This window comes from Streptomyces sp. NPDC127595, assembly GCF_042671685.1.
In the GTDB taxonomy this organism is placed as follows: Bacteria; Actinomycetota; Actinomycetes; order Streptomycetales; family Streptomycetaceae; genus Streptomyces.
On sequence record NZ_JBHXWK010000013.1, the window covers coordinates 169,046 to 188,634 of the forward strand.

Here is a 19,589-nt window from a genome sequence, read left to right on the forward strand (position 1 = left end):
CCGCCGGTGTCTCGCGGGCTGTGCGACACCCCGCCCTCGGCGGCTGCCGCGTGCCCTCGTGGACGTGCGGTGTGCGTCACAGGTCGGCTTCAGTCCAGACCCGGTATCGGCTGAACGGGTGGGGGTGACAGTGGTGGCTCGTAGACTCACCTGCGTGGATACGACCCTTCAGGACCCGCTTGTCGGGCAGCTGCTCGACGGCCGCTATCGCGTGGACGCGCGGATCGCGGTCGGCGGGATGGCCACGGTCTACCGGGCCCTGGACACCCGCCTCGACCGTGTGCTCGCCCTCAAGGTGATGCACCCGGCCCTGGCGGCGGACGGCTCGTTCGTCGAGCGGTTCATCCGCGAGGCCAAGTCAGTGGCCCGGCTCGCGCACCCCAATGTGGTGCAGGTCTTCGACCAGGGGGCGCACGGGTCGTACGTCTATCTGGCCATGGAGTACGTCGCAGGGTGCACCCTGCGCGACGTCCTGCGCGAGCGCGGGGCCCTCCAGCCGAGGGCCGCGCTCGACATCCTGGAGCCGGTGCTCGCCGCGCTCGGCGCGGCTCACCGCGCCGGTTTCGTGCACCGCGACATGAAGCCGGAGAACGTCCTCATAGGGGACGACGGCCGGGTCAAGGTGGCGGACTTCGGGCTCGTACGGGCCGTGGACACCGTCACCAACACGACGGGCGCGGTCCTCGGCACGGTCTCGTATCTCGCCCCCGAGCAGATCGAGCACGGCACCGCCGACGCCCGCGTCGACGTGTACGCGTGCGGAATCGTCCTCTACGAGATGCTGACCGGCGGCAAGCCGCACGCCGGGGACTCCCCCGCCCAGGTCTTCTACCAGCACCTCCACGCGGACGTACCGCCGCCGTCGGCCGCCGTACCGGGGCTGGCGTACCAGCTCGACGAGCTGGTCACCTCGGCGACCGCCCGCAACCCCGAGGTCCGCCCGTACGACGCGGTGGCGCTGCTCGGTCAGGTGCTGGAGGCGCGGGCCGGGCTCAGCGCCGAGCAGCTCGACGCCGTACCGCCGCAGGCCCTCGGCATGGGGCACCACAACGCCGAGGACCGTACGAGCGTGATCCCACGCTCGCTGTCCGTGCAGCGCCCTCTGCCGGTGAACGAATACCAGGAGGATGCCGCCGTACTCAACCCGACCAGCCGGTTCGAGCGGACCAGCCAGTTCGCGTCCGAGGGGGCGCCGCCGTCACGGCGTGCCCCTGGCCGCCCCCGGCGCGGAATGATCGCGATCGTCACCGCGGTCCTTCTGGTGCTCGGCCTCGGCGGGGGCGTCTGGTACATCAACTCGGGCCAGTTCACCAAGGTCCCGGCGGTCCTCGCGGTCACCGAGGAGCAGGCCAAGGACCGGCTGGCGGACGCCGGGCTCGACGCCGGTGAGGTCAAGCACGCGTTCAGCGACACCGTGGAGCGCGGCACCGTCATCAGCAGCGACCCGGAGGTCGGCGCCCGGATCCGGGACAACGACTCCGTGGACCTGACGATCTCCGACGGCCCCGAGACGGTGAAGGTGCCGGACGTCCAGGGCGCGGCGCTGGACAGCGCGAAGGCCACGCTGAAGGACGGCGGTCTGGCGGCGGGCCTGGTCACCCGGGAGTTCAGCGACGATGTTCCGAGCGGCTCCGTGATCAGCACGGACCCGGCAGCCGGCACCGAGCGCCGCGCGGGCTCCGCCATCGCGATCAAGGTCAGCAAGGGCAGCCCGGTCGAGGTGGCCGACGTCACGGGAGCGTCCGTCGAGGACGCCACCGCGGAGCTGGAGGGGGCGGGTCTGAAGGTGAAGATCGCCTCCGAGCAGGTCAATTCGGAGTTCGACCAGGGACTGGTCGCCAAGCAGTCCCCGGGTGAGGGCAGCGAGGCGGCCGAGGGCGACACCGTGACGCTGACGGTCTCCAAGGGTCCCGAGCTGGTCGAGGTGCCTGACGTCGTGGGCGACAGCGTGGACGACGCGAAGCAGGCACTGGAGGACGCCGGGTTCCAGGTCGACGAGGACCGCGGACTGCTCAACCTCTTCGGGAACACGGTGAAGAGCCAGTCGGTGGACGGCGGCGATACGGCGCCCAAGGGGTCGACGATCACGATCGAGATCGCGTGAGCCGCATCTCGTCGGGCCCGTGCACGAGGTCCGCCGACGGAACGGGCGCTGGCGCGTGACACCCTGACGGGTGTGACCAGCAAGCAGCTCCGCAACCCCGTCGGCGGCCATGTTCCCGTGGCCGGCGGCCTCAACTCCGTCGGCCTGAGCTACGCCCGAGAGCTCAAGGCCGAGACAGTTCAGGTCTTCGTCGCCAACCCGCGCGGCTGGGCGACGCCCGTCGGCAACCCCCGGCAGGACGAGGAGTTCCGCGCGGCCTGCGCCGCCGGGTCGATCCCCGCGTACGTCCACGCCCCGTATCTGATCAACTTCGGCTCGCACACCGAGGCGACGGTCGAGAAGTCCGTGGAGTCGCTGCGGCACTCGCTGCGCAGGGGCCGGGAGATCGGCGCGCTGGGCGTGGTCGTGCACACGGGGAGCGCCACCGGGGGCAGGGAGCGTTCCGTGGCCCTCGCCCAGGTGCGCGAACACCTGCTGCCGCTGCTCGACGAGCTGACCCACGACGATGATCCGTATCTGCTGCTCGAGTCGACGGCCGGCCAGGGCGCCTCGCTCTGCTCCCGTACCTGGGACTTCGGGCCGTACTTCGAGGCACTCGACGCCCACCCGAAGCTGGGTGTCTGTCTCGACACCTGCCATATCTATGCGGCGGGCCACGATCTGACCGGGCCGAGCGGGATGCACCAGACCCTGGACCTGCTGGTGGACACGGTCGGCGAGGGACGGCTCAAGCTGATCCACGCCAACGACTCCAAAGATGTGGTCGGCGCCCACAAGGACCGTCACGAGAATATTGGCTCCGGCCATATCGGCGAGGATCCGTTCCGGGCCCTGATGACCCACCCCGCCACCGAGGGCGTACCCCTGATCATCGAGACTCCGGGCGGCAGGGAGGGGCACGCGGGGGACATCGAGCGCCTGAAGAAGCTCCGCGAGTAAGGAATACCCCCTGGGGGTATCCCGTTGGTGCTGGACGACAGGCACCACCACTCGACTCCGGGGGCTTCCCATGCGGCACGACGCACACGCCCACGAACCGCACGCTCACGAACCGGCCGCTCACACGACGCACAGTCACGCGGCGCACGGCCACGAGACGCACGGCCTCGGCGGCGGGGCGACCTGGTCCATGGCCGCCCAGGCGACCCTCCACTGCCTCACCGGCTGCGCCATCGGCGAAGTCCTCGGCATGGTGATCGGAACCGCGCTGGGCTGGGGCAACGTACCGACGCTGATCCTGGCGATCGCGCTCGCCTTCTTCTTCGGTTACCTGCTCACGCTGCGCGGCGTACTGAGGGCGGGCATCGGTCTCAAGGCCGCGATCCGGGTCGCGCTCGCCGCCGACACCCTCTCCATCGCCGTGATGGAGCTGATCGACAACGGCGTGATCGTCCTGTGGCCGGGCGCGATGGACGCGGAGCTCGTGGACGCGGCTTTCTGGTGGGTGCTGGCCATCGCCCTCGCCGCCGCGTTCGTGATCACCACCCCGGTCAACAAGTGGATGATCGGCCGCGGCAAGGGCCACGCGGTGGTGCACCGCTACCACCACTGAACGCCGGTCGGGATCAGAGCTCGGGGCCGTCCCCGGGCTCCTCCTGGTAGGAGTAGCGCTGCTCGCGCCATGGGTCACCGACGTTGTGGTAGCCGCGCTCCTCCCAGAAGCCGCGGCGGTCCGCCGTCATGTACTCCACTCCGCGGACCCACTTGGGGCCCTTCCAGGCGTAGAGCTGCGGCACGACGAGGCGGAGCGGGAAGCCGTGTTCCGCCGTAAGGAGTTCGCCGTCCTTGTGGGTGGCGAAGATCGTGCGGTCGGCTGCGAAGTCGGCGAGGCGGAGGTTGGAACTGAACCCGTACTCGGCCCAGACCATGACATGCGTGACGGTGGGTGCCGGCGGGGCGATCTCCAGGATCGTCCGGGCCGGAATGCCGCCCCACTCGGCCCCGATCATGCTGAACTTCGTGACGCAGTGCAGATCGGCCATGACGGAGGCGTACGGCAGTGCAGTGAACTCCTCGTGGTTCCAGCAGTGCTTCTCACCGTCGGCGGTCGCGCCGAAGACCCTGAACTCCCAGCGTTCGGGGCGGAACTTGGGTACGGGACCGTAGTGCGTAACAGGCCAGCCACGCTGCAGTCGCTGCCCCGGCGGAAGCTCGAACTGCGCCGCTTCTCCAGATTCACGCTCCACCGGCTGACCCATGACTCCATCCTGACAGACCCCGGGCGATGCACCTGACCAGCCCGGCTGCGATTCCGGCAACTCCTACTAAGCGTGCACTTACTGGACGTTCGGAGATTGCCGGTGCGAGGATGCGGCGCAATCTGCCCCCGTTCCCCGCCTGCCTGGAAGGAGCCTCTGCAATGCAGGGCGACCCCGAGGTCCTCGAGTTTCTGAACGAACAGCTCACCGGCGAGCTGACGGCGATCAACCAGTACTGGCTGCACTACCGCATCCAGGACAACAACGGCTGGACCAAGCTCGCCAAGTACACGCGTTCCGAGTCCATCGATGAGATGAAGCACGCGGACAAGATCACCGAGCGCATCCTCATGCTGGACGGATTGCCGAACTACCAGCGGCTCTTCCACGTCCGGGTGGGGCAGACCCTCACCGAGATGTTCCAGGCGGACCGGCAGGTTGAGGTCGAGGCGATCGACCGTCTCAAGCGGGGGATCGAGGTGATGCGCGCGAAGGGCGACATCACCTCCGCGAACATCTTCGAGGACATCCTCGAGGACGAGGAGCACCACATCGACTACCTGGACACGCAGCTCGAACTGGTCGAGAAGCTCGGTGAGGCGCTGTACATCGCGCAGCAGATCGAGCAGCCGGACAGCTGACGGGCCCGCTAAGCCGCCTCGTCCAGCGATGTGGGCACCGGGACCTGCGAGAGGACCGGCCGACCCTCGTCCGCCGGCTCGCGGCGCGGGCACGCTCCCCGGCCCAGCAGGGCCTGAATGCGGCGGACGCACGAACCACAGTCCGTGCCCGCCTTGCTCGCCGACGCTATCTGGCGAGGGGTGCAGACCCCGTCCTCCGCGTGCTTCTTCACCTGCGCCTCGGTGACACCGAAGCAGTTGCAGACATACACGCGGTCCACCTCCCGACGGGGGATTCCTAGGTCTTGCCATCCCGATGATCGGTGAGGCTAACCTAACCTTACCCGTCTCGCGGAGACCGTAAAAGTGGGGTGGGGCGCGGATCGTATGTGATCCGCGCCCCAATTCACGCTCCTGTAACAGCCGAAACGACTGTCCGTCCGCTACTGGTCGCGGTACATCTCCGCGACGAGGAAGGCCAGGTCAAGAGACTGGCTGCGGTTCAGACGGGGGTCGCAGGCCGTCTCGTAGCGCTGGTGCAGATCGTCGACGAAGATCTCGTCGCCGCCGCCCACGCACTCGGTGACATCGTCACCGGTGAGTTCGACATGGATGCCGCCCGGGTGGGTGCCGAGCTCCTTGTGGACCTCGAAGAAGCCCTTGACCTCGTCGAGCACGTCGTCGAAGCGGCGGGTCTTGTGGCCCGAGGCCGCCTCGTAGGTGTTGCCGTGCATCGGGTCGGTGATCCAGGCGACGGTCGCCCCGGACGCGGTGACCTTCTCGACCAGCTCGGGCAGCTTGTCGCGGACCTTGTCCGCGCCCATCCGCACGATGAAGGTGAGACGGCCCGGCTCGCGGTCCGGGTCGAGGCGCTCGATGTACTGAAGCGCGTCCTCGGCCGTCGTCGTCGGGCCCAGCTTGATGCCGATCGGGTTGCGGATCTTCGAGGCGAACTCGATGTGGGCGCCGTCGAGCTGACGGGTGCGCTCGCCGATCCACACCATGTGGGCCGACACGTCGTACAGGTTGCCCGTACGCGAGTCGACCCTGGTCAGCGCCGACTCGTAGTCCAGGAGCAGCGCCTCGTGGGAGGCGTAGAACTCGACGGTCTTGAACTCCTCCGGGTCGGCCCCGCAGGCGTGCATGAAGTTCAGCGCCTGGTCGATCTCGCGCGCCAGCTGCTCGTAGCGCTGGCCCGAGGGGGACGACTTCACGAAGTCCTGGTTCCAGGCGTGCACCTGGCGCAGATCGGCGTAACCGCCGGTGGTGAAGGCGCGCACCAGGTTGAGCGTGGAGGCGGACGCGTTGTACATCCGCTTCAGTCGCTCGGGGTCCGGGATGCGGGATTTCTCGTCGAAGGCGAAGCCGTTGACCGAGTCGCCGCGGTAGGTCGGCAGGGTCACGCCGTCGCGGGTCTCGGTGCCCTTGGAGCGCGGCTTGGAGTACTGGCCCGCGATACGGCCGACCTTCACGACCGGCACGGAGGCCGCGTAGGTGAGGACGGCGCCCATCTGGAGCAGGGTCTTGAGCTTGGCCCGAATGTGGTCGGCGCTCACGGCGTCGAACGACTCGGCGCAGTCGCCGCCCTGCAGAAGGAACGCGTCGCCCTTCGCGACGGCCGCCAGACGGGCGCGCAGCTGGTCGCACTCGCCCGCGAAGACGAGCGGCGGATACGACTGGAGGTCCGCGATCACATCGCGCAGAGCCTCGGCATCGGGGTACTCGGGCTGCTGCGCCGCGGGCAGGTCTAGCCAGCTCGCCTTGGCGGCGATGGCTTGGGATTCAGCGTTCACGGTCACCTCGTAAACATTACGGGGTCGTGTCGAGCCTCCCCTCACCTGCTCACAAATTGAGACAGGTCGAACCCGACGGGGACGCGCTCCGGGCGGCCGTACGACGGGTTCGTACGGCCCCCGGAGCAGGCGGGAAGCGGCTAGTCGACGTCGAGACGGTTGCGGTCGATGCTGATCCGCACTCCGCCGTGGGTCTCGGTCGTGTCGCCGGCGTACTGGTGGATCCGCTGGTGCTTGGGCCACAGGGTCGCGGGGATCGCCGAGTCCGTGGTCGTCGGCTCGTAGTTCCAGCGGGCGAAGTGGATCACGTCGGGCGGGGTGATCTTCTGGACGTTGGCCACCAGGTCGGTGATCAGGGAGGAGACGCTGCCGTAGGCGCCCGAGCGGTAGCCGAGCTGGTGCAGGCGCTCGGTGTAGGCGTCGATGTAGGCCAGCACCCGGGCGGTCACCGTGCCGCCGGGGGCGTAGTGCTCAAGGTCGTTGTAGATCACCGACCCCTTGCCGAGCCCCAGCGCGGCGGCCTGCTTGGCCGCGTCGTCGGCGGCAGCGGTGCCCTGCGGCACCGGGTCGGTGATCGAGGCGCAGCCACCGCCGCAGCTGCCGCCATCGGAGGAGGGCTGCCGGCCGACGTACAGCGGGAAGAAGCGCCAGCCGTTGGCGTACTGCGTGCGCACCCAGGCGGCGGTCAGATTCGGCTGGGCGCAGGCGCGGTTGAGGCCGCCGATGTAGATGCCGATGGCGCCGTACTCGGACGCGTCCCGCCAGGCGTTCATCGCGGACTGGCTCGGCGCGGTGCAGGCGTCGAAGCCCTCGCCCCGGAAGGACGTGGCGTCCGCGGGGACGGGCGCCGCCGCGGCCCGTTCGGGCTGCGCGGTCGCGACGGGCAGACCGGCGCTGCGCAGGATCCGCTGGATGCTGCCGCGGTCGTCGCCGTACGCGGCGGTCACGGCGATGCGGTCGGCGGTGGCCCGGTAGGTGCGGGCCGTGCGGTTCTCGGTGACTGCGCTCCCGGCGGAGCCGGCGGGCTGGACGAGGAGCGCTTCGGTACGTCCCCGCAGGCGCGCCGGACAGTCCTGCCGGCCTCCGGGCGTGCCGAGGTACACGGCGTGGCGGTCGAAGCGGACACAGGCGTCCGGGTTCTTCTCCAGGTCCACGACCTCCCATGAGGCGGGGACGGTGAACTCGTGGCTCCGGTAGCTGACCTGGGTGGTGTCGTCGGATTCGGCCGTGCGCGTGGCCGACAGGGCGGCGCCGGGCCAGCCGGCGGCAAGGACCGCGGCGGCGGCGAGGACCGTGAGCGCGCGTGAGCCGCTCCGGCGGGACAGGGGTGAACGAACTGCGTGAATGACTCTCTCCTAGGTCGGGCTCCTCGATCGGGTTCCTCGATCGGGCTGTGAACCCATCAATGGCCGCCGACCGGGCGGTCCGAACCCGGTGTCCACGCGGTTCACGCTGTTGCCCGGCCCTCGACGTCGGGTATGGTGCGGCGCATGTTCGCGCATTCGATCCAGACCTGGTGGTGGACCGCTCATCCGGCGGCCCGCTGACTGCGCGTACTCAAGACTTCGCGAAGGCCGCCCGAGGGGCGGCCTTCGGCGTTTTCGGAGCCCGTTCCTCGCTGATCTGAGTCACTCAGACCTCTCCGAGAAGGAACAGGACCGATGAACCTGCTCGATCTGCTGGACGACCCCCGTCCGTTCGCCCTGCTGCGCCGCCGCACACCCGGCCATGATCACGACGTGGTCGAGGTCCTGCGCGGCCGGGTCAGTACGTACGACCGCCTCGCCGACCTCCCCGACGAGGGCCTCGCGCTGATCCCCTACCGCCAGATCAGGGAGCGCGGCTTCGACGTCCGCGACGACGGCACACCGCTCACGGTGCTGATCCCCGAGGAGACGTACGAACTGCCGCTGGAGCGGGCCCTGACGGAGCTTCCGTCGCACGAGGTGCGGGTCGAGCGAGGCGGTTTCGACGTCGGCGACGAGGAGTACGCCGGGATCGTCGGGCGCGTCCTGGACGAGGAGATCGGGAGCGGCGAGGGCGCGAACTTCGTCATCCGGCGGACGTACGAGGGTGAGATCCCGGGGTTCGGGAAGGCCGACGCCCTGGCCCTCTTCCGGCGGCTGCTCGTCGGCGAGCGGGGCGCGTACTGGACGTTCGTCGTGCACACCGGGGAGCGGACGCTGGTCGGGGCGAGTCCCGAGGTGCATGTGCGGATGTCGGGCGGGACGGTCGTCATGAACCCGATCAGCGGGACGTACCGCTACCCGGCCGGGGGTCCGACGCCCGAGGATCTGCTCGGTTTCCTCGCCGACGGCAAGGAGATCGAAGAGCTCTCGATGGTCGTCGACGAGGAGCTCAAGATGATGTGCACCGTCGGTGACATGGGCGGAGTGGTGATCGGGCCGCGGCTCAAGGAGATGGCCCATCTCGCGCACACGGAGTACGAGTTGCGGGGCCGCTCGTCGTTGGACGTAAGAGACGTCCTGCGCGAGACCATGTTCGCCGCCACCGTGACCGGGTCACCGGTGCAGAACGCGTGCCGGGTCATCGAGCGGCACGAGGTCGGGGGGCGGGGGTACTACGCGGGCGCGCTGGCGCTCATCGGGCGGAATGCGGGCGGCGGGCGGGAGGGTGCTGCCGGGGCCCAGACTCTCGACTCCCCCATCCTGATCCGGACCGCCGACATCGACGCGGCCGGGCGGCTGCGGGTGCCGGTCGGCGCCACCCTCGTACGGGGATCGGAGCCCGCGAGCGAGGTCGCCGAGACCCATGCGAAGGCGGCGGGGGTGCTTTCGGCGCTGGGGGTCCTGGAGGGCAGGCCGCGCGTGGAGGGCGTACGGCCGACGCTGGCCGACGATCCGCGGGTGCGGGCGGCGCTCGACGGGCGACGGGCCTCGCTCGCGCCGTTCTGGCTGCGGATGCAGGAGCGGACCGACGCGCTGGACGGGCACGCGCTGGTCGTGGACGGCGAGGACACGTTCACGGCGATGCTCGCGCATGTGCTGCGGTCGTCGGGGCTTGACGTGACGGTGCGGCGGTACGACGAGGCGGGGCTGCGGGAGGCGGTCGTACGGCACGAGGGGCCTGTCGTGCTGGGTCCCGGTCCGGGTGATCCGGGCGATGTGCACGACCCCAAGATGCGTTTCCTGCGTGAGCTGACCGCCGCGGTCCTGCGCAGCCACGGCCATGGTGTGCTCGGGGTCTGCCTGGGGCATGAGCTGATCGCGGCCGAGCTGGGGCTGGAGACCGTCCGCAAGGAGGTGCCCTACCAGGGCGCGCAGACCGAGATCGGCCTCTTCGGGCGGACGGAGACCGTCGGCTTCTACAACAGCTTCGTGGCGCGCTGCGACGACGAGGCGGCGGCCGAGCTGTCGGCTCATGGTGTCGAGGTCAGCCGCAGCGGGACCGGTGAGGTGCATGCGCTGCGCGGGCCGGGGTTCGCGGGTGTGCAGTTCCACCCGGAGTCGGTGCTGTCGCTGCGCGGCACCGGGATCGTACGGGAGCTGCTGGGTCAGCTGCGCGGGACCAGCACGTTCTCCGAGCGGCGGCCCGCGGTGTAGTCGAGGACGTTGCCCAGGGTGGTGTCGATGATCTGGCCGACGGCGTCCACCGTGTAGTACGCCTGGTGCGAGGTGACCAGGACGTTCGGGAAGGTGACGAGGCGGGCCAGGGTGTCGTCCTCGACGGCCTCCAGGGACTTGTCGAGGAAGAAGAGCCCGGCTTCCGCCTCGTACACGTCGAGGCCGACGCCAGTGAAGCGGCCCTCGCGCAGTTGGTCGACGAGGGCCGCGGTGTCGATCAGGCCGCCGCGGCTGGAGTTCACCAGGATCGCGTCGTCCTTCATCGTCCGCAGGGCGGCGGCGTCGATGAGTCGCTGGGTCTGCGGCAGGAGCGGGACGTGCAGGGTGATCAGGTCGGACTCGGCGAAGAGCTGTTCCTTGGGGACGTATTTCATGCCGAGGTCCAGGCAGGCCGGGTTCTCGGCGACGTCCCAGCCGAGCAGGTTCATGCCGAAGCCGTGGGCGATGCGGGTGAACGCCTCGCCGATCTTGCCGGTGCCGATGACTCCGGCCGTGCGGCCGTGCATGTCCCGGCCCATCAGGCCGTCGAGCCGGAAATCGAAGTCGCGGGTGCGGGTGGCGGCTCGGACGATACGGCGGTTGACGGCCATGCCCAGGGTCCAGGCGAACTCGGCGACCGAGTGGGGCGAGTAGTACGAGACCCGGGCGGCGGTGATGCCGAGGCGCTCGGCGACGTCGAGGTCGATGTTGTTGAAGCCGGTGGAGCGCTGGGCGATCATCTGCGTGCCGCCGGCCGCGAGGGTCTGCAGGACTCGGTGGCCGAGGCCGCAGTTGACGCTGGTGGAGATGATCTCGTGGCCGGCCGCGAGCGGAGCGGTGTCCTCGGTCAGGAAGACGTCCAGGCAGCGGACGTCGTGGTGTCCCGCGAAGGCCTGCTGGATCAGGGGCTTCTCGTCGGACTGGACGCCGAAGGCCAGGATCTCCACGGGGCCCTCCGGGGGGTTTGCCTTCATTGTCTGGTACCGGCGAATATACGGCTCGGGTGGGGTCGGTGCGTGGTTCCGGCTTCCGGGAGGGGCGTCGCCCACGGTGGTGTTCGGGGCGGGGCCGGGGCGGGGGCATCCGTCCTCGGTCAGGCGCGGAATCGGCTGCTCACCGACTTGGCGGCGTTGACGCGCCAGCCGCTGCGGGCGGACGTCCCCGCCCCGTCCCCTCCGGTGCGTTGGCGGGTGCGGGAGTAGGGCGCCGCCCTGTTCAGCCTCCCCGGCCTCCTCCGGTACGCCGGGGGGGCGGGGGGGGCGGGGGGGCGGGGGGGGCGGGGGGGCGGGGGCTGCCCAGCTCAGCCAACACCCGCTCCCTCCGGTACGCCGACGGGTGCGGGGTGCGGGGTGCGGGGCTGCCCAGCTCACCCGACACCCGCCCCCTCCGGTACGCCGACGGGTGCCGGGTGCGGGGCTGCCCAGCTCAGCCAACACCCGCCCCCTCCGGTACGCCGACGGGTGCGGGGTGCGGGGCTGCCCGGCTCACCCGACACCCGTCCCCTCCGGTACGCCGGCGAGTGCGGGGTGCGGGTGCTGCCCGGCTCAGCCGAAGAAGACGCCTGCCTCCTCGTAGAGCTTGGGGTCCACCGTTTTCAGTTTGGCTGTGGCCTCTGCGATCGGGACGCGGACGATGTCGGTGCCGCGCAGGGCGACCATCTTGCCGAAGTCGCCGTCCCGGACGGCTTCGATGGCGTGCAGGCCGAAGCGGGTGGCGAGCCAGCGGTCGAAGGCGCTGGGGGTACCGCCGCGCTGGACGTGCCCGAGGACCGTGGTCCTGGCCTCCTTGCCGGTGCGCCTCTCGATCTCCTTGGCCAGCCATTCGCCGACACCGGAGAGCCGGACATGGCCGAAGGCGTCGAGCGAGCCGTCCTTGAGGACCACATCGCCGTCCTTGGGCATGGCACCCTCGGAGACGACGACGATGGGGGCGTACGAGGCCTTGAAACGGGAGGTCACCCAGGAGCAGACCTGTTCGACGTCGAAACGCTGCTCGGGGATGAGGATGACGTTGGCGCCGCCGGCGAGGCCCGAGTGGAGGGCGATCCAGCCCGCGTGCCGGCCCATCACCTCGCAGACGAGTACCCGCATGTGCGACTCGGCGGTGGTGTGCAGCCGGTCGATCGCCTCGGTGGCGATGTTGACGGCGGTGTCGAAGCCGAAGGTGTAGTCGGTGGCGGACAGGTCGTTGTCGATGGTCTTCGGTACGCCGACGACGGGGACGCCGAACTCGTCGGTGAGGCGCGCCGCGACGCCGAGGGTGTCCTCGCCACCGATCGCGATGAGCGCCCCGACTTCCTGCTTCGCGAGCGTCTCCTTGATCCGGCGGATGCCGTTCTCGACCTTGAGCGGATTGGTGCGCGAGGAGCCGATGATGGTGCCGCCGCGGGGCAGGATGCCGCGTACGGCGGGGATGTCGAGCCGGACGGTGTCGCCTTCGAGCGGCCCCCGCCAGCCGTCCCGGAAACCGACGAAGTCATAGCCGTACTCCTGCACGCCCTTGCGGACGATGCCCCGGATGACGGCGTTGAGCCCGGGGCAGTCGCCGCCTCCGGTCAGTACTCCGACCCGCATGGAAAAGTCCCTTCGCCATGGTTGGCTGATGGGACTCACGCTAATAGTGATCCAGGTCACTTCGGCATGGTGCGGAAGGTCAATTCCGGTGAATTGTGGGGGTGTTGATCACCGGTAGTCCCCCGAAGGTGGGTGACGGGCACATGTGTGCGAGCCCTACACCTCGTCGTCGAGGCCGCGCTCGATCGCGTAGCGGACCAGCTCGACCCGGTTGTGGAGCTGCAGCTTGCCCAGGGTGTTCTGCACGTGGTTCTGGACCGTGCGGTGGGAGATGACCAGGCGCTCGGCGATCTGCTTGTAGCTGAGGCCCTTGGCGACCAGGCGGAGCACCTCGGTCTCGCGGTCGGTGAGCTGCGGGGCCCTGGGTTCGTCGCCGCCCGTGGCGGGCCCGGGGTCGGAGGCGAGCCGCCGGTACTCACCGAGGACCAGGCCCGCGAGGCCCGGCGTGAACACCGGATCGCCGACCGCAGTGCGGCGCACCGCGTCGATCAGCTCCTCCGTGGAGGCCGACTTGAGCAGATAGCCCGTCGCGCCGGACTTGACCGCCTCCAGGACGTCGGCGTGCTCACCGCTGGCCGACAGGACGAGGACGCGCAGCGCCGGGTTGGCTCCGACCAGTTCCTTGCAGACCTGGACTCCGGGCTTGGCGGGCAGGTTCAGGTCGAGCACGAGGACGTCCGGTCCGGCGGCCTGGGCCCGGCGCACGGCCTGCTCGCCGTCGCCCGCGGTGGCCACCACGTCGAAGCCGGCCTCGGCGAGGTCGCGCGCGACGGCATCCCGCCACATGGGGTGGTCGTCCACCACCATGACCCTGATCGGCCCTTTGCCCTGCTCACTCATGCCCGCTCCGCCTTACCCCGTGAACCCCGTGAACGTTCAGACCCTTCGGCGCCTCAGGATCCTTCTCCGACACCGCCGCTTTCGGTACTTTCAGCTCCACCTCGGTGCCCTGCCCGGGGACCGCGATCAGCTCGGCCGAGCCGCCGATCTCACGCAGCCGGCCGCGGATCGACAGGGCGACGCCGAGCCGCCCCTCACCCTCGGCCTGAGCGAGCCGCCCCTCCGGAATGCCGGGGCCTTCGTCGCGTACGGTCACGATCACCGCGTCCGGCTCGTCCTCGACCAGGATCCAGGCACGGGCGTCTTCGCCGACATGCTTGCGGACATTGTCCAGGGCCGCACCGACAGCCGCGGCCAGCTCCCTGGCGGCGGCCGCGTCGAGCGGCACGGGCGCGCCCGGCTCGGAGAGCGTCACGCGCGCGGTGGTGTACGGGGCGAGTAGCGCGCGCAGGTCGACGGCGCCCGCGGGGTCCTCGTCCGGTTCGTCGACGGCGCGTACGACGGCACCGAGCGCCGCGTCCTCGGACACCCGGGAGACGGGCAGCAGGCCGCCCGAGACCAGCGTGCGCAGCGCGACCTCCTGCTCGCCGGCCATCCGGCCCAGCTCGGCGGCCTCACCGCCGAGAGCGGAGCCGCGGCGCTGGACCATGGCGAGGACCTGGAGTACGCCGTCGTGGATGTCGCGGGCCAGGCGTTCCCGTTCGCGGGTGGCGGCCTCGATCTCCAGGGCGCGGGCGAGGGTGCGCTCGGAGGCGCGGGCGACCTCGACGACGTATCCGATGGCGATGGAGGCGACCCAGACGAGGAGCACGTTGTGGATGGTGTCGCGGGTCGGAGCGCCGCGCTGGACGAGGTTGGCGACCGCGACGAGCGTGGAGGCGAACGCCGCCCAGCGCCAGCCGCCCTTGATCGCGAACGCCAGGACGGAGCCCGCGGTCCATATCGACGGCAGGGTCGGACCGCCTGCCTCTATCCGGGCCGGGTCGTCGACAACCCGGGTGAGCAGGATGCCGACGAGCGCGATGGTCAGGTCGGCGGCGAGGAAACGCTTGGTGCAGCTCGCCGCGTTGGCGACCCTGGGCAGCGTCGCGACGGTCCACACGGCCAGCACGGCGAGGTAGGCGATGGCCACCCCGGGCCGGGCGAAGGTGTCGTAGGCGGTGACGAAGAGCCCGATCGCGTACACCATCGTCAGCAAGCGGTAGCCGCTGAGCGCACGCCAGAGCGGCTGCTCGACCGACATCCTCATGACTCGCTCGCGCTTGGTCACGTCCCCCACCCCATACCCCACACACCACACACCACTGACGGACGCTTCTAGGAGCCTGCCCGTTCCTTTTCAGCCTCGGCCTCGGCCTCGGCGGCCTTCGCGGCCTGCTTCTGTGCCTGTTCGGCTTCCTTCTCGGCTTCCTTGTGCGCCTGCTTCTGGGCCTTCGCCGCCTCCGCGATCTGCCGCTTGGCGGCCGTCGCGTAGATGTCGACGTACTCCTGGCCGGAGAGCTTCATGATTTCGTACATGACCTCGTCGGTCACCGCGCGCAGCACGAAACGGTCGTGCTCCATGCCGGAGTAGCGGCTGAAGTCGAGCGGCTTGCCGATCCGGATTCCCGGCCGCATCAGCTTGGGCATCACCTTGCCCGGCGGCTGGATCTTCTCGGTGTCGATCATCGCGACGGGGATGACGGGCGCGCCGCTGGCGAGCGCCACGCGCGCGAGGCCCCCGGGTTTGCCGCGGTAGAGCCGACCGTCGGGCGAGCGCGTGCCCTCCGGATAGATACCGAACAGCTCACCGCGCTCCAGGACGTCGATACCGCTCTTGACGGCCGCCTCGCCCGCGCCCCGCGCGCCGGAGCGGTCCACCGGGAGCTGACCGACGCCCTTGAAGAAGGCGGCGGTCATCCGGCCCTTGATGCCGGGCGTCGTGAAGTACTCGGCCTTCGCGATGAAGGTCACCTTGCGATCGAGGACGGCGGGCAGGAAGAACGAGTCCGAGAACGACAGGTGATTGCTCGCCAGAATGGCGGGGCCCTCGGCGGGGATGTTCTCGAGGCCTTCCACCCAGGGCCTGAAGGCGAGCTTCAGCGGCCCTCCGATGGAAAACTTCATTGCGCCGTAGATCAACCGAGTGCCTCCTGTGTAGTAGGTCAGACCTTAACCCGGAGCACTGTCAAAGGGCCCGACGACCCTGGTCGGTGTCAGTGCGGTCGCGTACGGTGAAGTACGCCTCGAACTCCCGGGGTCGTGCTGGGTCGTGCTTGCTCCCCCCGCTTGTCCCATTCCGCCCGTCTCATGAACAGGAGACCGAAGGTGCCGGTCCTTCCTGGAGCCGAGCCGTTCCGCCATGAAGGCGGAGAGGTCGGCGTCCTCCTCTGCCACGGTTTCACCGGTTCGCCGCAGTCGCTGCGCCCCTGGGCGGAGTATCTGGCCGAGCGCGGCCTGACCGTCGCGCTGCCGCTGCTGCCCGGGCACGGCACCCGCTGGGAGGACATGCAGCTCACCGGCTGGCAGGACTGGTACGCCGAGGTGGACCGCGAGCTGCGCGCCCTGCGCGAGCGGTGCGCGCAGGTGTTCGTCTTCGGCCTCTCCATGGGAGGTGCGCTGACCCTGCGGCTCGCCGCGAAGCACGGGGACGAGGTGAGCGGCATCGTCGTCGTCAACCCGGCGATCAAGGTGCACGGCCTGGCGGCGTACGCCCTTCCGGTGATCCGGCACGTCGTCCGCACGGTGCCCGGCATCACGAGCGACATCGCCAAGGAAGGCGGCGTCGAGATCGGCTACGACAAGGTGCCGCTGCACGCGGCGCACTCGATGCGCAACTTCTACCGGCTCGTCGACGGCGAACTGCCCCAGGTCACCCAGCCGATGCTGCTCCTGCACAGCCCACAGGACCATGTGGTCCCGCCCGCCGACTCGGCACGGATCCTCAGCCGGGTGTCCTCCACGGACGTCACGGAGATCCTGCTGGAACAGAGCTACCACGTCGCGACGTTGGACCACGACGCGGACCGGATCTTCGAGGAGAGCTACGCGTTCATCGGCCGGCTCGCACCCAGTGTCGGCAAGGAGTCCGACGCGGGTCGACCGGTTCAGCAGGAAGGGACGGCCACGGGTGGCTGAGCACGAGGCGGACCGCGACGATTCCGAGGAGAAGGGCGTGCCCCTGGGCGAGCCCTTCGATGAGTCCCCCGGCGACGAGCAGAGCGTGCCCTTCGACGAGGAGGCCGCATGGCAGGCGATCGTCTCCGGGTACGGCGAGGAGCCCAAGGACCCGCCGGGCGCGAAGCCGTTCAAGTCGGTGGAGGACCTGGCCCTTCTGGAGCCCGAGACGAACGACGACAAGGCCGGGACCAAGACCGAGGACACCACCGAGGACGTGACCGGGGACAAATCCTCACCCGCGAAGCCCCTCGGCAGCTCGGTCGCCTTCGCCCCCGGCGTCGCCGGCCCGCGTGACTTCCAGGCACCCGAGCCCGCCGAAGAGGACTTCGACGAGGACGACGAGGGCCATTTCGTACCGCCCGAGCCGCCCCCGCTGCCCACGGCCGACACCACAGCCAAGTTCGCCTGGCTCGCCGTTCTAGGCGGCCCCGTCCTCCTCCTGCTGGCCGTCCTCCTCGGCTGGGACATGACCTGGTGGCTCGCCACACTCGGCATCGGCGGCTTCCTCGGCGGCTTCGCCACGCTGGTGACCCGCATGAAGAGCGACGACGAGGACGGCGACGACCCCGGCCGCGGCGCAGTGGTCTGACCCGCGCCTAGGCAACCGGAATGCGGAGGGCGGCCAGCACCGGAAGGTGATCGGTCGCCCTCACAAGGTCCGCCTCCGCAACCCCCGGAAGACCAAGCGGCACCCCACACCCCAGGACCTCAACACCCTCCGTGGCAAAGATCGCGTCGATCCGCTGACGAGGATCCACCGCACTGGAGGTCAGCTCACCGCCCCAGGGCCGAGCAACCCAGCCATCCTGAAGCGCAGCGCCAAGCCGCTTGAAGGTACGCCCGCCGGGCCGCTCGTTGAGATCGCCGCCCACAACACAATGAGGCGTGCCAAGACGGGCCACCTGCTCAAGCAGCATGCCCCCCTGCTCATACCGCTCGTCCTCCCGCAGCGAGAGATGGCAGCTCAGCACCCCCACCCGAACACCCCCGAACCGAACCACCGCCGTGGCGAACCCGCGCCGGTGCAGCCCAGGAGTGAGCGGAAGCAGAACGTCCTCGGTCCGCTCGACAGTCGCCCGCAGTGAGCACAACAACGCCGGCCCGGACGCGGTACCCCCACCCGAAAGAACAACCTGCCCCGACGCCGCCGCAAGCCGAGCCAGCTTCTTCCGCCACCGAAAGAACCGCGGAGCCTCCTGCACCAGCACAAGGTCCGGCGAACAGGCACCAATCACCCGGGCAAGCGCATCAGTGTCATCACGCATCGACCGAACGTTGTAACTGAGCACCCGAACAACAGCCGAACCATCAGCCTCAGTACGGGAGTTGGGCAACGACCTGACCACACTGGCGGAGCTATTCGGCATGACGATCAAGATACGACAACGCAGCCCCGAGCACCCGGCACGCACCGCACCCACACCCGGACCCGCCGCGGACCGCACCCAAACCCCGCACAGAACCGCTGCGCACCCAAAACCCGCAAGGAACCGCTGCGCACCGCACCCGCACCCGCACCCGCACCCGCACCCGCACCCGCACCCGCCCAAGCAAGGAAGGGGCCGTGTCGGTACATCAAATGCCCGCATCCGAACGGATCAAGAGAAAGCAGCCCCCTGACACCCACAGCGGATCCGTTCGGATGCGGGCGGATGTACCGGCGCGGCCCCGCCCCACGACGATGCGGCGGGCGCAAGGCACCCACCCAGGCGCACGTGACACGACAACGCCCGCCGCCCCCCGATGAAGGGGCACGGCGGGCGCACATCGCACAGCACGAACGTCACATGATCGGATCCGGCTCCCGAGCCAGATCCGCCGCCCCCACCAGCCCCGCCTTGTTCCCGAGCTGCGCGGCAATCACGTCGGCAACGGGACGCCAGTTACCCCCCACCAGCCACCGCTTGTACGACTTGCGAATGGGGTCGAGCACCAGCTCGCCCTCGTCCGACAGCCCGCCCCCCACGATGAAGGCGGACGGGTCGAAGAGCGAGGCCAGGTCGGCAAGGCCCGCACCGGCCCAGCGGGCCAGCTCACGGTAGGAGTCCACCGCGACCGGGTCACCCTGGCGCGCGGCGACCGAGATGTGCTTGCCCTCGATGCCGTCGGGACTGCCGTCCCCGAGCGCGAGCAGGATCTCCGCGTTCTCGGGGGTCGCGTTCGCCCGCTGCTTCGCGTACCGGACGAGCGCCCGCCCGGAGGCGTACTGCTCCCAGCACCCCTGCGAACCGCACCCGCACAGCAGCCCGTCCGGCACCATCCGGATGTGCCCGAACTCCGCGGCCACACCGAAGTGCCCACGCCGCAGCTTGTTGCCGATGATGATGCCGCCGCCGAGCCCCGTGCCCAGCGTGATGCAGATGACGTTCCGGTGGCCCTTGCCCGCGCCGAACCTGTACTCGCCCCACGCGGCCGCGTTGGCGTCGTTCTCCACGACGACCGGCAGCCCCACGCGCGATTCGACCTCGGCCTTCAGCGGCTCCTGCCGCCAGTCGATGTTCGGCGCGAAGTACACCGTCGAGCGCTGGCGGTTCACGTATCCCGCCGCACCGATACCGACGCCCACGATCTCGTGCCCGGCACGCGCACCGTCCACCGCGGAGGCGATGGCGTCCACGATGGCCTGCGGCGTGGTGGGAGTCGGCACCTTGTGGGTCGAGAGGATGTTGCCTTCCTCATCGACCACACCGGCCGCGATCTTCGTGCCGCCGATATCGACGCCGATGGTGAGTCCCATGA

20 protein-coding genes are annotated in these 19,589 nt (G+C 69.9%); 9 read left to right on the forward strand and 11 right to left on the reverse strand.

The genetic code is table 11. The features are described from left to right. Positions 1–154 precede the first annotated feature (154 nt). From pknB to ACFVKT_RS33515, 3 genes are all read left to right on the forward strand, one after another. Positions 155–2,104 carry a Stk1 family PASTA domain-containing Ser/Thr kinase gene (gene pknB / locus ACFVKT_RS33505; RefSeq protein ID WP_385738577.1) on the forward strand — a complete coding sequence of 650 codons (1,950 nt, stop codon included), beginning with the start codon at positions 155–157 and terminating at the stop codon, positions 2,102–2,104. A gap of 72 nt (positions 2,105–2,176) precedes the next feature. Further along, positions 2,177–3,043 carry a deoxyribonuclease IV gene (locus ACFVKT_RS33510; RefSeq protein ID WP_385738579.1) on the forward strand — a complete coding sequence of 289 codons (867 nt, stop codon included), beginning with the start codon at positions 2,177–2,179 and terminating at the stop codon, positions 3,041–3,043. A 70-nt stretch (positions 3,044–3,113) separates the two neighbouring features. Further along, positions 3,114–3,656 carry a DUF4396 domain-containing protein gene (locus tag ACFVKT_RS33515; RefSeq protein WP_385738581.1) on the forward strand — a complete coding sequence of 181 codons (543 nt, stop codon included), beginning with the start codon at positions 3,114–3,116 and terminating at the stop codon, positions 3,654–3,656. A 13-nt stretch (positions 3,657–3,669) separates the two neighbouring features. Here the strand turns inward: ACFVKT_RS33515 and ACFVKT_RS33520 are convergent, their stop codons facing one another. After that, entirely contained in the window at positions 3,670–4,302 is a 633-nt protein-coding gene (locus ACFVKT_RS33520) for a sulfite oxidase-like oxidoreductase (RefSeq protein ID WP_385738583.1), read from the reverse strand. A gap of 161 nt (positions 4,303–4,463) precedes the next feature. Between ACFVKT_RS33520 and bfr the strand changes: the two genes are divergently transcribed. Continuing rightward, on the forward strand, positions 4,464–4,943 hold the full coding sequence (gene bfr / locus ACFVKT_RS33525) for a bacterioferritin (RefSeq protein ID WP_384386692.1): 480 nt from the start codon (positions 4,464–4,466) through the stop codon (positions 4,941–4,943). A gap of 8 nt (positions 4,944–4,951) precedes the next feature. Here bfr and ACFVKT_RS33530 read toward each other — a convergent pair whose 3' ends face one another. The 3 genes from ACFVKT_RS33530 to ACFVKT_RS33540 form a co-directional block, all read right to left on the reverse strand. Then, on the reverse strand, positions 4,952–5,203 hold the full coding sequence (locus ACFVKT_RS33530; protein WP_385738585.1) for a bacterioferritin-associated ferredoxin: 252 nt from the start codon (positions 5,201–5,203) through the stop codon (positions 4,952–4,954). Between the two features lie 162 nt (positions 5,204–5,365). Beyond that, the gene (locus ACFVKT_RS33535; protein ID WP_385738587.1) at positions 5,366–6,721 is read right to left on the reverse strand and encodes a class II 3-deoxy-7-phosphoheptulonate synthase; all 1,356 of its coding nucleotides are present in this window, start codon (positions 6,719–6,721) and stop codon (positions 5,366–5,368) included. 134 nt (positions 6,722–6,855) lie between these two features. Continuing rightward, positions 6,856–7,869, reverse strand: coding sequence for a glycoside hydrolase domain-containing protein (locus tag ACFVKT_RS33540; RefSeq protein ID WP_385738589.1), 1,014 nt, complete (start codon positions 7,867–7,869; stop codon positions 6,856–6,858). A gap of 30 nt (positions 7,870–7,899) precedes the next feature. On the opposite strand from ACFVKT_RS33540, the gene ACFVKT_RS33545 reads away from it, so the two are divergent. The 3 genes from ACFVKT_RS33545 to ACFVKT_RS33555 all read left to right on the forward strand — a co-directional run bounded on the left by ACFVKT_RS33545 (position 7,900) and on the right by ACFVKT_RS33555 (position 10,278). Continuing rightward, positions 7,900–8,022: a hypothetical protein gene (locus ACFVKT_RS33545; RefSeq protein ID WP_385738591.1), complete on the forward strand. Its 123-nt coding sequence runs from the start codon at positions 7,900–7,902 to the stop codon at positions 8,020–8,022. 183 nt (positions 8,023–8,205) lie between these two features. Further along, entirely contained in the window at positions 8,206–8,262 is a 57-nt protein-coding gene (locus ACFVKT_RS33550) for a trp operon leader peptide (protein WP_078602827.1), read from the forward strand. Between the two features lie 114 nt (positions 8,263–8,376). Continuing rightward, on the forward strand, positions 8,377–10,278 hold the full coding sequence (locus ACFVKT_RS33555; protein WP_385738593.1) for an anthranilate synthase family protein: 1,902 nt from the start codon (positions 8,377–8,379) through the stop codon (positions 10,276–10,278). On the opposite strand, the gene ACFVKT_RS33560 is transcribed toward ACFVKT_RS33555, so the two are convergent. The 5 genes from ACFVKT_RS33560 to ACFVKT_RS33580 all read right to left on the reverse strand — a co-directional run bounded on the left by ACFVKT_RS33560 (position 10,230) and on the right by ACFVKT_RS33580 (position 15,797). Continuing rightward, entirely contained in the window at positions 10,230–11,225 is a 996-nt protein-coding gene (locus ACFVKT_RS33560; protein WP_385738595.1) for a 2-hydroxyacid dehydrogenase, read from the reverse strand. The two genes, ACFVKT_RS33555 and ACFVKT_RS33560, sit on opposite strands and share 49 nt — an antisense overlap. Positions 11,226–11,822: 597 nt before the next feature. Beyond that, positions 11,823–12,851, reverse strand: coding sequence for a 6-phosphofructokinase (locus ACFVKT_RS33565; protein ID WP_385738597.1), 1,029 nt, complete (start codon positions 12,849–12,851; stop codon positions 11,823–11,825). Positions 12,852–13,007: 156 nt separating this feature from the next. After that, entirely contained in the window at positions 13,008–13,691 is a 684-nt protein-coding gene (locus ACFVKT_RS33570; protein WP_385738599.1) for a response regulator, read from the reverse strand. Beyond that, positions 13,684–14,961, reverse strand: a complete 1,278-nt coding sequence (gene macS, locus ACFVKT_RS33575; protein ID WP_385738601.1) for a MacS family sensor histidine kinase — start codon at positions 14,959–14,961, stop codon at positions 13,684–13,686. Before macS ends, ACFVKT_RS33570 begins: the two co-directional genes overlap by 8 nt. Before the next feature lie 47 nt (positions 14,962–15,008). After that, a complete protein-coding gene (locus tag ACFVKT_RS33580) occupies positions 15,009–15,797 on the reverse strand; it encodes a lysophospholipid acyltransferase family protein (RefSeq protein ID WP_385738603.1) in 789 nt (262 codons plus the stop codon). Between the two features lie 201 nt (positions 15,798–15,998). Between ACFVKT_RS33580 and ACFVKT_RS33585 the strand changes: the two genes are divergently transcribed. Together ACFVKT_RS33585 and ACFVKT_RS33590 are read left to right on the forward strand one after the other, a co-directional pair. Then, positions 15,999–16,808 carry an alpha/beta hydrolase gene (locus tag ACFVKT_RS33585; protein WP_385738605.1) on the forward strand — a complete coding sequence of 270 codons (810 nt, stop codon included), beginning with the start codon at positions 15,999–16,001 and terminating at the stop codon, positions 16,806–16,808. Further along, a complete protein-coding gene (locus ACFVKT_RS33590; protein WP_385738607.1) occupies positions 16,801–17,439 on the forward strand; it encodes a hypothetical protein in 639 nt (212 codons plus the stop codon). The genes ACFVKT_RS33585 and ACFVKT_RS33590 overlap by 8 nt, the downstream gene beginning before the upstream one ends. Positions 17,440–17,446: 7 nt before the next feature. Here the strand turns inward: ACFVKT_RS33590 and ACFVKT_RS33595 are convergent, their stop codons facing one another. After that, positions 17,447–18,217: an endonuclease/exonuclease/phosphatase family protein gene (locus ACFVKT_RS33595; RefSeq protein ID WP_385738609.1), complete on the reverse strand. Its 771-nt coding sequence runs from the start codon at positions 18,215–18,217 to the stop codon at positions 17,447–17,449. A 416-nt stretch (positions 18,218–18,633) separates the two neighbouring features. Then, positions 18,634–19,587, reverse strand: a complete 954-nt coding sequence (locus tag ACFVKT_RS33600) for an ROK family glucokinase (RefSeq protein ID WP_385738611.1) — start codon at positions 19,585–19,587, stop codon at positions 18,634–18,636. Positions 19,588–19,589 lie beyond the last annotated feature (2 nt).

Coding starts and splice junctions, on each gene's coding strand:
- ACFVKT_RS33600 (WP_385738611.1), bottom strand. CDS start 19,587: ATGGGACTCACCATCGGCGTCGATATCGGCGGCACGAAGATCGCGGCC.
- ACFVKT_RS33580 (WP_385738603.1), bottom strand. CDS start 15,797: ATGAAGTTTTCCATCGGAGGGCCGCTGAAGCTCGCCTTCAGGCCCTGG.
- ACFVKT_RS33555 (WP_385738593.1), top strand. CDS start 8,377: ATGAACCTGCTCGATCTGCTGGACGACCCCCGTCCGTTCGCCCTGCTG.
- ACFVKT_RS33570 (WP_385738599.1), bottom strand. CDS start 13,691: ATGAGTGAGCAGGGCAAAGGGCCGATCAGGGTCATGGTGGTGGACGAC.
- bfr (WP_384386692.1), top strand. CDS start 4,464: ATGCAGGGCGACCCCGAGGTCCTCGAGTTTCTGAACGAACAGCTCACC.
- ACFVKT_RS33565 (WP_385738597.1), bottom strand. CDS start 12,851: ATGCGGGTCGGAGTACTGACCGGAGGCGGCGACTGCCCCGGGCTCAAC.
- ACFVKT_RS33520 (WP_385738583.1), bottom strand. CDS start 4,302: ATGGGTCAGCCGGTGGAGCGTGAATCTGGAGAAGCGGCGCAGTTCGAG.
- ACFVKT_RS33595 (WP_385738609.1), bottom strand. CDS start 18,217: ATGCCGAATAGCTCCGCCAGTGTGGTCAGGTCGTTGCCCAACTCCCGT.
- ACFVKT_RS33515 (WP_385738581.1), top strand. CDS start 3,114: ATGCGGCACGACGCACACGCCCACGAACCGCACGCTCACGAACCGGCC.